The organism is Niastella vici (assembly GCF_002077945.1).
In the GTDB taxonomy this organism is placed as follows: domain Bacteria; phylum Bacteroidota; class Bacteroidia; order Chitinophagales; family Chitinophagaceae; genus Niastella; species Niastella vici.
Map to the genome: position 1 here is coordinate 26,899 of NZ_LVYD01000052.1, position 14,336 is coordinate 41,234.

General features: G+C 46.5%; 12 protein-coding genes. 7 read left to right on the forward strand and 5 right to left on the reverse strand.

The window, feature by feature from the left end:
- Positions 1 to 67: 67 nt before the first annotated feature.
- The 5 genes from A3860_RS21295 to A3860_RS21315 all read left to right on the forward strand — a co-directional run bounded on the left by A3860_RS21295 (position 68) and on the right by A3860_RS21315 (position 4,011).
- Positions 68 to 637 (forward strand): thymidine kinase, encoded by a 570-nt coding sequence (locus A3860_RS21295; RefSeq protein ID WP_081149566.1) that lies wholly within the window; start codon positions 68 to 70, stop codon positions 635 to 637.
- Positions 638 to 685: 48 nt separating this feature from the next.
- A complete protein-coding gene (locus tag A3860_RS21300; RefSeq protein WP_081149569.1) occupies positions 686 to 1,336 on the forward strand; it encodes a heme exporter protein CcmB in 651 nt (216 codons plus the stop codon).
- 185 nt (positions 1,337 to 1,521) lie between these two features.
- Positions 1,522 to 2,208, forward strand: a complete 687-nt coding sequence (gene ccsA / locus A3860_RS21305; protein ID WP_081149572.1) for a cytochrome c biogenesis protein CcsA — start codon at positions 1,522 to 1,524, stop codon at positions 2,206 to 2,208.
- Between the two features lie 8 nt (positions 2,209 to 2,216).
- A complete protein-coding gene (locus tag A3860_RS21310; protein ID WP_081149575.1) occupies positions 2,217 to 2,435 on the forward strand; it encodes a CcmD family protein in 219 nt (72 codons plus the stop codon).
- A 166-nt stretch (positions 2,436 to 2,601) separates the two neighbouring features.
- On the forward strand, positions 2,602 to 4,011 hold the full coding sequence (locus A3860_RS21315) for a Glu/Leu/Phe/Val family dehydrogenase (protein ID WP_081149578.1): 1,410 nt from the start codon (positions 2,602 to 2,604) through the stop codon (positions 4,009 to 4,011).
- A gap of 112 nt (positions 4,012 to 4,123) precedes the next feature.
- Here A3860_RS21315 and A3860_RS21320 read toward each other — a convergent pair whose 3' ends face one another.
- Positions 4,124 to 4,489, reverse strand: a complete 366-nt coding sequence (locus A3860_RS21320) for a winged helix-turn-helix transcriptional regulator (protein WP_081149581.1) — start codon at positions 4,487 to 4,489, stop codon at positions 4,124 to 4,126.
- Positions 4,490 to 4,601: 112 nt separating this feature from the next.
- On the opposite strand from A3860_RS21320, the gene A3860_RS21325 reads away from it, so the two are divergent.
- Positions 4,602 to 5,009, forward strand: coding sequence for an antibiotic biosynthesis monooxygenase family protein (locus A3860_RS21325; protein ID WP_216823485.1), 408 nt, complete (start codon positions 4,602 to 4,604; stop codon positions 5,007 to 5,009).
- Positions 5,010 to 5,036: 27 nt separating this feature from the next.
- On the opposite strand, the gene A3860_RS21330 is transcribed toward A3860_RS21325, so the two are convergent.
- Positions 5,037 to 7,370 (reverse strand): DUF2339 domain-containing protein, encoded by a 2,334-nt coding sequence (locus tag A3860_RS21330; RefSeq protein WP_081149583.1) that lies wholly within the window; start codon positions 7,368 to 7,370, stop codon positions 5,037 to 5,039.
- 52 nt (positions 7,371 to 7,422) lie between these two features.
- Positions 7,423 to 7,863: a type I restriction enzyme HsdR N-terminal domain-containing protein gene (locus A3860_RS21335; RefSeq protein ID WP_081149586.1), complete on the reverse strand. Its 441-nt coding sequence runs from the start codon at positions 7,861 to 7,863 to the stop codon at positions 7,423 to 7,425.
- 308 nt (positions 7,864 to 8,171) lie between these two features.
- Here A3860_RS21335 and A3860_RS21340 point away from each other — a divergent pair, with 308 nt between their 5' ends.
- A complete protein-coding gene (locus tag A3860_RS21340) occupies positions 8,172 to 8,942 on the forward strand; it encodes an AMP nucleosidase (protein WP_081149589.1) in 771 nt (256 codons plus the stop codon).
- A gap of 82 nt (positions 8,943 to 9,024) precedes the next feature.
- Here the strand turns inward: A3860_RS21340 and A3860_RS21345 are convergent, their stop codons facing one another.
- Together A3860_RS21345 and A3860_RS21350 are read right to left on the reverse strand one after the other, a co-directional pair.
- Positions 9,025 to 12,066 carry a BNR-repeat neuraminidase N-terminal domain-containing protein gene (locus tag A3860_RS21345; RefSeq protein ID WP_081149592.1) on the reverse strand — a complete coding sequence of 1,014 codons (3,042 nt, stop codon included), beginning with the start codon at positions 12,064 to 12,066 and terminating at the stop codon, positions 9,025 to 9,027.
- 231 nt (positions 12,067 to 12,297) lie between these two features.
- Positions 12,298 to 14,016, reverse strand: coding sequence for a M14 family metallopeptidase (locus A3860_RS21350; protein ID WP_081149594.1), 1,719 nt, complete (start codon positions 14,014 to 14,016; stop codon positions 12,298 to 12,300).
- Between the last annotated feature and the right edge of the window lie 320 nt (positions 14,017 to 14,336).

Below are 14,336 nucleotides of genomic sequence, written 5' to 3' on the forward strand. Positions count from 1 at the left end.
GCGGGTACTTTTTTATGGTTAGAGTTAATTGATAAAGTTAACAATTATTGTACCTATTTCCGTTAAGATGTTTATAGAACCTAATATATCAGGTGAACGCCGGGGCAGTATTGAAGTAATTTGCGGGTCTATGTTTTCCGGAAAAACCGAAGAATTGATCCGGAGACTAAAACGGGCAAAGATCGCCAACCTGCGGGTAGAAATCTTTAAGCCGAAGCTGGATGTGCGGTATGATGTGCTGAACATCGTATCACACGATGAGAACGCCATTCTGAGTACCCCTATTGATAACTCCCAAACAATATTATTATTGCATGGGGAGGCTGACGTTATCGGCATTGATGAAGCGCAGTTCTTTGATGATCAGCTACCCGATGTTTGCGATCAGCTCGCATTAAAAGGAATAAGGGTTATTGTAGCCGGCCTCGATATGGATTTTACCGGTAAACCGTTCGGGCAAATGCCCTTTCTGTTATCAAAAGCCGATTTTATTACCAAGCTGCACGCTATTTGCGTAAAATGCGGCCATATCGCTAATTATTCCTTTCGTAAAAAAGCGGTCAATGCACAGGTCTTGCTGGGTGAAAAAGATCTGTACGAACCAAGATGCAGGAAGTGTTATTATGAACGGCAATAAGCAAGCCGGTGAAATGTAAGTAAATAGTTAAAAGTAAATTTCAGGGCATTGAATCATATACTGGCACTTATTAAAAAAGACCTGCTGCTCGAGATCAGGCAGCAATACACTTTTTACGGTATTTTACTGTATGTAGCCTCCACCATCTTCGTATTGTACCTCGCGATGGGACAACCCGAAGAAAAAGTGTGGAACGGGTTGTTCTGGATGATACAACTGTTTATTTGCGTGAATGCGGTTGCCAAAAGTTTTTTACAGGAAAGCCAGGGCCGCATGTTATACTTTTATACAGTAGCCGGTGCACGTGATTTCATTCTTGCCAAATTATTATTCAATGCCGGCTTAATGATACTTATGAGCATTGTAAGCCTGTTGTTGTTTCAGGTGCTTATGGGGAACCCGTTGCAAAATCCCGTACGGTTTATCGGGTTTGTGTGCCTCGGCGGCTGCAGTTTAAGCCTGGTATTTACCTTTTTGGCAGCCATTGCCGCCCGTGCCCGCCAGGGCGCTGCCCTTATGGCCATTCTGGGTTTTCCGTTAATAATTCCCCAGGTATTGTTGCTGATGAAAATGTCGAACACCGCCTTTGCCGATGTAATACAGGCAGGTCTGCTGCAGATCGTTCTATTGCTGGTGGCGCTTGATGTGCTCGTCATTGCACTGGCGGTCATTCTTTTTCCATTCCTCTGGAAAGACTAGGGGCCTGGTAACTGGAAACTGGTAACCGGAAACTACGGTACAATTCATCCAAAGAACTTGCAGGTAATCCAAAAACCCCTTCTAATTACTTTCTTTCCCCTAATTTTGCCCCACCTATTTCGGATCATTGGGTTGGTCGGATTGCTTACAGGTACCAATGATCATTCAACAAACTACAGGACTCTATGCGCCTCCAATGGTGGAAAATACTGAGTATCATATTACTGCTCTATACTTTTATTGCAGGCCTATTAATTCCCCTTCCATACGAAACGGCGTATGCCAACAGTAACCTGTACGAAAGCATGCGCAATTTCTTCTTCCATGTGCCCATGTGGTTCGGCCAGTTAATATTAATTACTGTATCGCTGGTGTATTCCATTCTCTACCTGCGTAAACCCAACCACAGGTACGACATTATTGCCACGGAATTTGCCCGTACAGGAACAGTAATGGGCTGCCTGGGTTTGCTCACCGGGGCCATTTGGGCCAACTATACCTGGGGGGCAGCCTGGAGCAACGACCCCAAACAAATTGGCGCTGCCATTGCCCTGCTTATCTATATAGCCTACTTTGTACTGCGCAATTCCATGCCCGATATGGATAAAAGAAGCCGGGTGGCGGCTGTTTATAACATATTTGCCTATTTTATTTATATACCCATGATCATGATCTTACCCCGGTTAACAGAATCCCTGCATCCCGGCGGTAAAGGAAATGAAGGAAACCCGGGGTTAGGCGGCAGTAGTTTGGATGCTACCATGGAAACCGTTTTCTGGCCTGCCGTATTTGGCTGGACCCTTTTGACCACCTGGATATCTACCCTCAGACTACGTGTTCGTATACTGGAAGAGAAAAAACATTCTGCATAAATTTTAGTATGAAGCAACTAATTGTCACCCTGATCGTTTTATTTGTCCAATTACTGGCCAAGGCCCAGGACACCGCGAACCATACAACAGCGCAAACCCCTACCGGTTTGGGCGCAGGAAACAAGATCTATGTTGTGCTGGCCGTTGCCGTTACTATCCTGATCGGTTTATTCCTGTACGTGATCCGGCTCGATAGAAAGATCTCAAAGTTGGAGAAAAGCGCTTAAAGCGCCTGGTGAAGCAGATGTTGTATAGCCGTACCATTTGTATCTGAATCTATTAACGGGGCGGTAGTTTTTGGTTAGAACCGGAACTTTATTCCGGCAGCTACCCGACTATTAGCCATCAGCTTGTCATATACTGCTCAATACATAAACAAAAACAGCTTAAGTCATGTCAGATTACAGTTTTTTTGGCGCGGTTGAAAAAAGCTTCGACAAAGCCGCCCAATTCACTACCTGGGATCCCGGTATCCTGGAACAGATCAAACAATGCAATGCAGTATACCGCATGCATTTCCCGGTTAAGATCGGCGATAAGATAGAAGTGATCAAGGCTTATCGCGTACAGCACTCACATCACAAACTGCCCTGTAAAGGGGGTATTCGTTTTGCCCTTTCAGTGAACCTCGATGAAGTAATGGCCCTTGCCGCCCTCATGACCTACAAATGCGCCATCGTGAACGTGCCATTTGCAGGCGCCAAAGGCGGTATCACCATCGACCCCAAAAAGTACACGCCCTATGAACTGGAAAAAATTACCCGGCGATATACTTCCGAGCTGATCAAAAAGAACTTTATTGGCCCCGGCATCGACGTACCGGCCCCTGATTATGGTACCGGCGAACGTGAAATGGCCTGGATCGTGGATACCTATACCAGCATGCGCCCCGGCGAAATTGACGGACTGGGTTGCGTAACCGGTAAACCCGTTACGCAAGGGGGTGTACGCGGCCGTCGCGAAGCAACCGGTTTGGGTGTTTTCTTTGGCCTGCGCGAAGTACTGTCAATGCATGAGGTAATGGATAAACTCGGTTTACCCGTTGGTGTTGAAGGTAAACGCGTAGTGGTGCAGGGTTTGGGTAATGTGGGCTACCACACCGCCAAATTCTTCCAGGAACACGGCGCTAAAATTGTAGGCTTAAGTGAATATGAAGGCGCTATTTATAATATGGACGGGCTCGATATTGAGAAAGTGATAGAGCACCGCAAAAACAAAGGTTCTCTCCTGAATTTCCCCGGCGGCACCAATTTCGCCAAAAATACCGACGCCCTGGAAATGGAGTGCGACATCCTGATCCCGGCAGCGCTGGAGAACGTGATCAATGGTCAAAACGCACCTAACGTAAAAGCAAAGATCATTGGTGAAGCCGCGAACGGACCGCTTACGCCTGAAGCCGATGAAATATTTGCCAAAAGAGGCATACTGGTAGTGCCCGATATGTACCTCAATGCCGGTGGGGTAACCGTTTCTTATTTCGAATGGCTGAAAAACCTTAGCCATGTGCGTTATGGCCGTATGGAAAAACGCTTTACTGAAAATTTGAACACACATATATTGGGAAGCATTGAAGATCTTACCGGTAAAAGAGTGGATGGCAAAGAGAAAGAGCTCATTCTGCATGGTCCGGAGGAAGTTGACCTGGTGCGCAGTGGTTTGGAAGAGACCATGATCACCGCCACGCGCGAGATCATGGATGTGTGGAAAAAGAACCCGCAAATTCCTGATATGCGTACCGCCGCCTATGTAGTTGCCATCAACAAAGTAGGTACCAGCTACGCTGAGTTGGGGATATTCCCATAGAAGAATGCTGAACACATTTTAAAAGAGCCCCGATGGTACCGTCGGGGCTCTTTTTGTACCGGCACTAAATAAAAAGACTCTTTGATCCATTATTCATTTCTTTAAGATAATTTTATTTATACAACGCCTGGTCCTTCACATAATCGATCCCATTCTCTTTTAAATAACCGATGCCCCATTCACTAATGAAGGCGTAAAGCGGCGACAGGCTTTTGCCAAACGCCGTTAAACTATATTCCACTCTATACGGCTTAAGTGATAATACTTTCTTCTCAATTAATTTATCACGCTCCAGCTCCTTCAATTGCTGACTTAACATTTTTTCAGAAACCCCGGGCAAATTATCCCTGATCTCACTGAAGCTTTTCTTTTCAAACTGATGCAGGTGCGATAATATCAGCAACTTCCACTTACCGCCAATAAAGCTGAGCGTAACATCAACCGGACAGGTATAGGTTTTGTTGTGCAATTTGATCATGAGATAACAGTTTCTGCAATTTAATAAACAAACAACAGGCCGGGCTTACTTTCAGGTAAGTTATTGTTTCACCCATTTGTACCGGCTAACTTGGACGCCGAAATCTTATACAATGAAACATGCACTATTACTGCTGCTGTTAACAGGCGGCCTTTTATCGAAACACAACTTTGCACAAACCAATAGTAACAAAATGGAAAAGAAAAAAGATTATTCCGTTGAAATTATCCGGTACAACATTGCTGCCGGTCAGCAAGCCAGCTTTGAACAGGCGTATACCAGCGCCGGCAAATACCTGCAATCATCACCCTATTGTTTAGGATATAAAGTGGTGCATGGTAAGGAAGAACCCAACCGGTATATCGTTATCATTCATTGGACCTCTATGGATGAGCATTTGAACGGCTTTAGAAAAAGCGCTGACTTCATGCCCTTCTTTAATCTCGTAAAACCATTTTTTAATAACATAGAAGAAATGAAGCATTACGAAACAACGCCTATTGAATGGAATAAAGAATAATAACAAGGCGGGAACCTGTTCCCGCTCTTATTCCCCACTCCTGTCTGGTTCACCAAACAATACTTCCTTATACTTATTATACAGGAACGACACTACCAGCAACAATACACCCAGCGAAATGAACGATACCGTTTTGGTAATGGTGCCGGCACCGGCCAGGTCGTACAGGAATAATTTGATCAGCGTAACGGAGAACAATACAATACCGGCCAGCCGCAAATGCTTTTGCTTTTTGCGGATGCCCAGCACCACCAGCGCCAACGCATATATGCCCCAAAGAATGCTCAATCCTAATTTGTATTGATTGTCGGAACCATCGGCAGTCGTCCAGCTCAGGTACTCCGCGCTCATAAAAGAAAATATAATGGTATGCACCATCAATGACCAGGCTTTTGGCACCCAGGCCTCCCGTACAAATGCCAACCGGGTTTGGTTCCCGGTGTACAGCATAATAGCTGTGAATGCGACCACGGCATACCTGATAATAAATTCCATTACTCCAAAATAGCCCGGCCCATGTTGATGGTAAGTTCGCGTTATTTCGTTCAACACCGATAAAGCCTTCGTCACCAGCACGATCATCATCAAAGCAATACCAAGTTGCGAAAAAGCCGCCAGTATTTTATTGCGTACCCATCGCTGGTTGATCAGCATTAGTACAATATTAAACGTCATGGAATATAACAGCAATACAATAAATTCAAACGCTTCATAGCGTGAGCCCCAGACTCCCTCATATATACCATACGAAAGATGCTGTGTTTCGACCTGCAGGAAATATCCTCCAATTTCAAAAAAGAATAAAAAATAAGCGGTAACAAGGAATATAGCCGGCAAGGCATAATTATAAAAACCCCGGTAAATACTGCCGGCCGGTAATTCAGACTGGTATTTTTTATTGTTGTTATAAAAAATAATGGCTCCCTGCGCCACCGCTACCAGCACCCCGGTGGCAAATACAATATTTATAAAAGGATGAACCGGATTTTTATCGGGATAAAGGAACGTGTTTGTGTGGTTGAACCAGTCCTGCACCAGGCTTACAAAGCTCAGTATCACCAGCCCGGCGCCCAGCTGTTCATAAGCAGGCGCCTTTCGCAACCGCCCTATTAAAAATACCAGCACCGCTTCGGCGGTCCATAACAGGGTAACCCAGTTACCATCCAGCTGCACAGGAATGGCAATGGTACAAAATACGATCACCAGCCCCAGCACCAGGTAATATAAAGACCGGTCGGCCAGTTGCAGCCGCCTGATCACCTGGCTTACCACCAAATGAATGGCCGCATTGACAAGCGTAAATGCGCCGGCGTAATTAATACCCGTTTGCTCATACTGCAACAGGCTATACCCAATACCATAAAAGATGAACGCATTGCTCAACAGCACAAACACATCATGCAGCTCATACTTTTCTTTCCTGATGATCTTGTACGCGAGAAAGGTTATATAAAAGATCAGGAAGAAAATACTGAGGTAGGTCCAGGCAATGGTGTTATGCAACCCGTTTTTAAAACTCAAAAAATACCAGGAGCCATAAATGATCCAGGTAAGTATAAAGGCGGCATAGAACAACGACTTCCAGTACTTGTACAGCGACACTACCAGTATGCCGGTATTAATGACCGCCATATAGGCAAAGAAAACGGCATACCGTCCTGAATTATCACTTAATAAGAATGGGATGGCATAGGCGCCTATTTGCGCCAGGTGTGCAATAATAACGCGGTTATATAACAAGGCGGCATATACAGTGCCGGCGGTAAACACCAGCATCAATCCAAAGGCTGCCAGTTGTGGCATCAGTGCGTAAAAGCTGTACCCAATGTAGGTGATGAAATACAATACTGCCAGTCCGCCCCCCATTAATACACTGCTATAGGCTTCATATTTCTTCTTTAACCAGGCGGCAACGGCAATCAATGCGGCCCCGCTTATATACCCGGCCATCACCCGTACCGCCGGGCTCACCATATCATGGTCAATAGCGTATTTGGCGCCAATAAAAATACCTATAATGGTAACCAGTATACCTACCTTGCTGGCAACATTCTTTCCAATGAATTCTTCAAAAGAGGAAGACGAACGTGGCGCCGCCGGGCGAACTATTCTGCGCGGTGGTGGTGGCGGTGGTGGCAAATGCGTGGGGGCTTCTATTACCTCATGTACTTCAATGGTTGTTACCGCGGGTTGTTCTATTGCAGATCCGGTTACGGTTGTTGACGTATTAATTGACCGCTTCAGCTCGTCGAGCTCATTGATCAACTGTAGCAGTTGATTGCTGATGGTTGTTTGCTGCCTCGCCAGCGCCTGAATGCGGCTGGTGAGGGCTTCAATTTTCTCATGGATAGATCTATCCATAAAACAGGTTGTTGGTTAAGCTAAAGAAAGCATAAAAAGCGTTAACAACAACTTAAATTCCAAACTCGGGCAAAGCCTCAAGCAATTGCAGCTGGTTATTTTTTCTAATATAAGCAAAACAGGCTGAACCATTGGTAATTACCAAATAAGGAACGGGTACGGCTATGTTATATCGCAATACCTGTTGCAATACAGCATCATTTAATGCAACCTCCATTCCTTTGCATTCAACCATTAACCAGGGTTGATGCTGCGCATCATATACCAGTATATCGAACCGCTTTTTCAACTCCCCCAGCCTGATCTCTTTTTCAACAGCAGTGAGCGAACCCGGATACTTCTTAACCTGTAATAAGTATTGCATAAAATTCTGCCTTACCCATTCTTCGGAGGTCAGCCGCAGCCATTGCCGGCGGTTCTCATCAAAAATAAATTCCTTCCCTTCTTCCTTTTTCATCCGGAACGGGAAGTCGGGATATTCAATCCTGATCATAGCCTCAAAACTACTATTTGTTGTACAAAAGGCTGCCGGTTACAAATCACACGCTCCCCTACTTCATAACTAATTAACCAAAAAACACCGCCTGTTTGCCTAAAATAAACGAAATTTATTGATTAACTTAAACGGTATCATCATCTGCGATCAGCAAATGCCCACCGGGAATAACGATTGACCCAACTAAAAAAGAAGAATAAAAAAGATGAAACGTCAATGGCAAAATTTTCATTATTACATTCAGCGAAATGAAAATTTTGCCATTGTAAGTTCCATCTGGCCAAAAAAAAATAATATATTTTCAGATGAAAACAAAAGATGAAATCGTCAAAAACTGGCTGCCCCGTTACACCGGAGAGTCCCTCGAGAATTTTGGTCAATACATTCTGCTCACCAACTTCAGCGGTTATGTAAAAATGTTTGCCGAATGGAACAATGTTCCCGTAATTGGCAACGACCGCCCCATGCAATGCGCCACTGCCGAAAACATTACCATCATCAATTTTGGTATGGGCAGCCCCACCGCAGCTACTGTTATGGACCTGCTAACAGCCATTGAACCCAAGGCCGCCCTGTTCCTGGGTAAATGCGGCGGATTGAAAAAGCGCAACAACATCGGCGACCTCATTCTCCCCATTGCAGCCATTAGAGGAGAAGGTACTTCCAACGACTATTTTCCACCCGAAGTGCCTGCCCTGCCGGCATTCGCCCTGCAAAAAGCCGTTTCCACCACCATTCGCGATTATGGCATCGATTACTGGACCGGAACCGTATACTCAACCAACCGCCGGGTATGGGAACACGATGAGAATTTCAAGGAATACCTGCAAAAGATCAGGGCCATGGCCATTGATATGGAAACAGCCACCATCTTTTCTGTAGGCTTTTACAACAAGGTACCAACTGGTGCGCTGTTACTGGTAAGCGATCAGCCCATGGTGCCCGAAGGCGTAAAAACCGAGGAAAGCGACAAAAAGGTTACCGCTAACTTTGTAGAACGTCATGTACGCATTGGCATCGACTCGCTGAAACAGCTGATCAATGATGGGTTAACTGTAAGGCATCTGAAGTTCTAACTACCTGCCCCAAAAAAAGGAAGAGCCTCCGCAACTGGCGGAGACCCTCCTTATCAAATACCTGGCTGTTATCAACCCATAGCTATTGTTTAACCAGCCGGAACACCCTTTTATTTTCGTTGATAGAAAGGGAAAGCATGTAGACACCCGTCTTCAGGGTACCTGTTACAGGAAACCGGTAAGTTCCCTGGGTCATATTTTGTTTGCCTGTTACGCCAGGAACCGCATACCGCCGGCCCATTGCATCGAACAGGGCTAATTCCACTGCTGCATGTTGGGATAATTGCAGGAACAACTCCGACTCCCCGCTTGTGGCATCGGTTGCCAGCCGAACCAGTTCAGTTCCACAATCAACAAACGTCATTATGGAAGAATAACTGGTTGTATTATCGGCACCGGTGGTTTTTATGCGGTAGTAACTAGTTCCAGCCAGGGGCGCTGCATCTGTCCAACGGTACGACTGCTGCCCCGTAGCAGCACGGCTTTTTACATCGGCCAAAGGTGTAAAGTTCCTTCCATCGGCACTGCGTTCAATTGAATAGCGATCAGTATTTATTTCATTCTCGGTCGTAAAGTTTATTTGAGCCGTACTGCCGGCACAATTGGCATTCAATTTCACAAACCGTAACGGCAATGGCGTGCTGGCCGATACAGAGGCCAGGGTAAAGTAGGGCGTACTGGTGAAATTGGCCGCCGGCACCGTAACAGTAACAACACTGGCCGAAACGGTGATGGTTACGGCCGGACTGCCCAGTATGGTGGCATTGGTAAAGTTTCCGTCATTATCAACCAGCAAACGCAGATCGGCCGTGTTCAATGGCGAATAGCCCGGAGTGATCACATTAAAATCGAATTCCAGTTTGAGATCGGTATTGGTGAAATTCGTTTTTTGCGACAACCACTCCCGTTGCAACCGGCAGCAAATACCGGCTGGCACCTCAGTGGCAGCGCCGGTGTATAAATAAGGGTCACCGTTATGCGCAGCCATAAAGAACGATTGATCGCCGGCAGTGAACGTTCCGGTATTACCGGCCTGGTTCACTATTTTTGACGGCCCTACATACAGTGTAAGAATATCAGGCACCACAGCCGTGCTTTTCGATTGCTTCTGGTTCAACCCGCTGTTATTATCCTGCGCAATGCCAATGATATTGTTATTGTATACCGTATTTATGCTCCGGTTCCATACCGTAGTACCTACTGACGATAAATAGTTATGCGAAAGCGTAACCCCGTATTTGATGGCGAGGTACGATTCAATCTTATACCGGGTAGTGGCGTCGTGCGAAGTATTTGCATAGGAAATGATCTCGGCAATACCGCCATCATAAAATTCCTTGTTGGGTGTAACAGCCCGTTGACAACCCAGCGCACAATTGAGGTCACTCGAATTGCGGGCGCTGCCAACTTTTGCGCCCACCGATGTACCGGCGTTAAACATCTGCCGTTGTACCGAATTAAAATCATAGGTAGCCAGGCTGGGATAGCTGGCCGTCCACTGACCAGTGGAGATGAGGTCATTCAAACACCACGAATCGTTAAAGGATGTATTTGAGCGGATATCAAAAGAATTAAAAGTATTACCTGCCGCATCGAAGATCCCCGAAAAAAGGAATTTACCCGGCGTACTCAGGTTACCGGTACCCGGTTTTAATACCGCATATACCGTATAAGGATTATTGCCCGATGATAAGATCCCGTTTGAGGAGATGTCCATAAAATCGGCCAGCGCCGTGTTTTGGGCAGCCGCATCAAAATTTACAACCGGATTGAAATTTATGTTGTTGGTGCTGTTATCATAATACACCGGACTGGTTGCAGCAACTGCGGAAGTGGCATTGCGGCTGTTACCCGATTGATCGCTCCACAAGGTCAATGCAGTAGTATTGACCGTAGAGGAAGTGCCTGCATTTGCTTTCACCCAGAAGGCCAGGTTGCTCTTCACACTGCCCGGCGCTATTGCGCAGGCGGCAATGGCGCGGTTGCCTGCCGGGTTGGTGGTTACAGGTGTATAGTTGAGGCCGGTGATCGTGAGCTGGGTACACTGCGCATCGAGCACATTACCGGTAGTGGCGGTAGCCGTATTGATATCATACACGATCCAGAAATAATTGATACCGCTTACCAGCGCCTGCGAGCCGCTGGCCGTAACAGTACCCGTAGCCGGTGTTACACCGCCGCTTACAAATTCATTGGCAGTGGCCGCAACCGCAGAATTGCCGGTATAATAAATATGGATCTTCGATACGTCGTTGGTATTGGTACCCGCAATGGTTGAACCGGTCATATTGAATTGCAGCTGTGTAAGGCTTTGCGATGCTGCGCACGACGAAACCGTAACCTGTACCCCCAGTATAACCTGGTTCTGCTCACATTTGGGAACAGCAGCTGTGCTGGCCTGAACCGCCGTGACCGTACCTATGCCCGGCACAAACCGGTAGACCTGGTTGCTGGCAGGTTGACTGTTAAGATCGTATTTTTCTATGCCATACACCGCTGCAGGGGCTGTACCAGTCCCATTCAGCGAATAATAGTCAGTAGCACTGCTGCCTCCATTTATCCCAATGGAAGCCGTTGGATTGTTTAAAGTGGTTGATTCACGCCTGTAAATAAACTCAATAACATTGGAGGTTTCATACAACTTAACCTGGAAAGAAGTGGAAGCTACGGGGGCCTGGTAATTCCATTTCATATTCAACCATTCTACGGTGAGCACCCGGTTGGGCGCGGTGCCGGTAAGCACATAATTTACACTGCCGCCGGTACCAACGACAAGATCATCCCATAGCGGCGCAATAAGCGGCCCCTGGCCGGTTGTTGCAAGTGCATTAGTATAGGTATTGTTGGTTGCAGCTGCTCCCAGACTTATAAATCCGTTTGAACACACTTTAAATTGCGTATAACTGTTGCAGCCATAAACAAAGGTGAAGCCGATATTCTGTGCGGCCGACAGCTCATCATCGGTGCCGGCGGAATACAAAGTGGTGGCCCCGGTATTGGGAGTGAACGTACCCGTAGCAGCGGTAAATCCATACTGGATCTGCGCTTCGGTTACAGCAGTGAATAAAGTTGCCAGCCACAGTAAAGCAACTTTACCAAAGCTTTGGTTCAGGATGGTTCTCATTGGGATACGATTAGGGTTACGGTATCCTTAAAATTGTAGCTTATATTTTTTAGCTGCAAACGGAAAACTACGCATATTACAGCCCGTTGTTTATTTTAATAAGTAATCGTTTGCTGTGCTCCGTATTACAAATTAGAAGTACATCGAAAAACTTTGAGAAACCGCTCAAAAAACGTTGAGGCATTGCTAGAAATAACAATGTAATGCATATACGAAGAAACCTGTTAAGGCCTACAGTACCTCTCTGTAAACAGGATACCGCAGGTATTCCGGTTCAAAATAAGGGGAGTTCTTATAAATAAAATCAAGCTGTGCCGATGCGCTGTTGGCAAAAGTGGAATCGCTGGCCTTACGTGCTTCCAGTTGTTTTTTAAGCTCAGGATGTTCATTCAGGTACGTTGCCGCAATGTCTTCAAAAGCGTAAGCGCTGTAGCCTTCCTTGCGGCCGAGAATGCCATCAAAATAATTCCAGGCAAAATAAGAGTCGTCTGACTGGGGTTCCAGTACGGTTACGATAAAACGCGCGTCGGTCCTGAATGTAGGAATATAATAATCCCCTTTGCGAAATTTCACCACCTGTTTGGTGGTACTTACTTTCACCTCGGTGTTCAAATGATGCATCTCGTACGGGCGGGGTAATGTTTTATAATCCTCGATATGGTATACCTCCACTTCAATGCTCGTATCCTGGCGAAAGGCCATCATGCCCACCTGGTTCAGCTTCAGCAGTTCTATCACTTTATACCAGCCTTGCGGAATAATATAGGCCATGGGTTTTTGAATGGTGGTCTTCGGCGTATAGAAGTTATAGTAAGGCAATTGCTTTACGTAAGGTTTGTTGCGGTCGTAATACAACCTGGGCAGGCCCGATACGTCGCTGTTCTTATAGCCAGCCTCATACCCTTTGAATTGCACCTGCTCCTGGCGGGTGGTATCCAGCTTCCAGCTCACCGGGAAACCGCTCGCCTTCAGATCATTTATTCGGGCATTAGACCGTAATTGACTAATGGCAGCGCTGTTGGTGGAAGTAAATTCAATAAACGACCGCATAAGGGCATAAGTAGCTTTTACGCGTTGCTCATAGGGCTTCAACATATGGGTTTCGGGCACAAATGCAAAGGTGTGCCACAGCGAGGCGTATCCGCTGCTGTACCGGGGGCCGTCGAAATAAGCGGTAAGCCCCGCATCGGGGGTATTGCCGGCAAAATCAACATAGGGCACCAGGTCGTACCCTTTATCCTTCATCAGCCTGTACAAACCGGGTTCAAAAGTATTATGCAGGTATTCGCCCATAACACCGCCCAGTTTATTATACTCACTGGTAAGCAGGGTCATTACATGCTGGTAATCGGCCCCGTTGCTTACATGGTTGTCAACAAATACATCGGGATCGCACAGGTGAAAGATGGCCGCAAAGGAGCGGGCTTCTCTGGAATCGCATTTTATAAAATCGCGGTTAAGGTCGAGGTTTTGAGAATTGCCACGGGAGCCAAAACTGTCGGGCCCATTCTGATCGGCCCGGTACCAGGGGCTGCGGTTCAAACAGCCGCCGATATTGTAAACCGGTATAATGGCCAGCACCACATTATCGGGCAGGGTTATTTTATGAACAGCAATATCGCGCACCAGCAGCATGCTGGCATCGATGCCATCGGGTTCGCCGGGATGAATGCCGTTGTTGATAAGGATAATGCGTTTGTTCTTCCGGCGCAGGCTGGCCATATCAAAATCGCCATCGTTCGACACCACTACCAGGTGCAGGGGAAAACCGGCATCGGTGGGCCCCATGGTTTGCATTTTTATGGTGGGGAACCGGGCATCCATCATTTTCCACCAGGAAATGATCTCGCTATAGGTAGGCGTTTCTTTTGCCTGGGTTTGTTCGAATTTGGTTGGAATGGATTGGCTGAAAAGGGATACAGGTAATAAAATAAGCAGCAGTATTCTCATAATGTGACTGTTGGGCCTTAAATATAGGAAAACTGCCGGTTATTGGATGCCAGTTTGGAGTTCAAGGGTACCTCCACGCTCCCGATACGGTATTTTAGGACGAGACATTTGTAGCAATTTGCTGATAGGGGTTGCACCGGAGTTGCACTGGGGTTGCACTGCAGCCTTAACATCCAGTGCAACTCCGGTGTAATACCCAGGCCATTAGACTACCATGCCCAGGCAATAAGAGCACCATTGCACTACCATCAGCGCCTACAATTACAAGTGTTTGAAATGGGGCTTCCTTTTTTCATCCTCAATATTAATATGTTATACGG

What these genes read in the sequence shown, in the direction of transcription:
- A3860_RS21295 (WP_081149566.1), top strand. Translation starts at nt 68, where the DNA reads ATGTTTATAGAACCTAATATATCAGGTGAACGCCGGGGCAGTATTGAA.
- ccsA (WP_081149572.1), top strand. Translation starts at nt 1,522, where the DNA reads ATGCGCCTCCAATGGTGGAAAATACTGAGTATCATATTACTGCTCTAT.
- A3860_RS21310 (WP_081149575.1), top strand. Translation starts at nt 2,217, where the DNA reads ATGAAGCAACTAATTGTCACCCTGATCGTTTTATTTGTCCAATTACTG.
- A3860_RS21315 (WP_081149578.1), top strand. Translation starts at nt 2,602, where the DNA reads ATGTCAGATTACAGTTTTTTTGGCGCGGTTGAAAAAAGCTTCGACAAA.
- A3860_RS21320 (WP_081149581.1), bottom strand. Translation starts at nt 4,489, where the DNA reads ATGATCAAATTGCACAACAAAACCTATACCTGTCCGGTTGATGTTACG.
- A3860_RS21325 (WP_216823485.1), top strand. Translation starts at nt 4,602, where the DNA reads ATGAAACATGCACTATTACTGCTGCTGTTAACAGGCGGCCTTTTATCG.
- A3860_RS21330 (WP_081149583.1), bottom strand. Translation starts at nt 7,370, where the DNA reads ATGGATAGATCTATCCATGAGAAAATTGAAGCCCTCACCAGCCGCATT.
- A3860_RS21335 (WP_081149586.1), bottom strand. Translation starts at nt 7,863, where the DNA reads ATGATCAGGATTGAATATCCCGACTTCCCGTTCCGGATGAAAAAGGAA.
- A3860_RS21340 (WP_081149589.1), top strand. Translation starts at nt 8,172, where the DNA reads ATGAAAACAAAAGATGAAATCGTCAAAAACTGGCTGCCCCGTTACACC.
- A3860_RS21345 (WP_081149592.1), bottom strand. Translation starts at nt 12,066, where the DNA reads ATGAGAACCATCCTGAACCAAAGCTTTGGTAAAGTTGCTTTACTGTGG.
- A3860_RS21350 (WP_081149594.1), bottom strand. Translation starts at nt 14,016, where the DNA reads ATGAGAATACTGCTGCTTATTTTATTACCTGTATCCCTTTTCAGCCAA.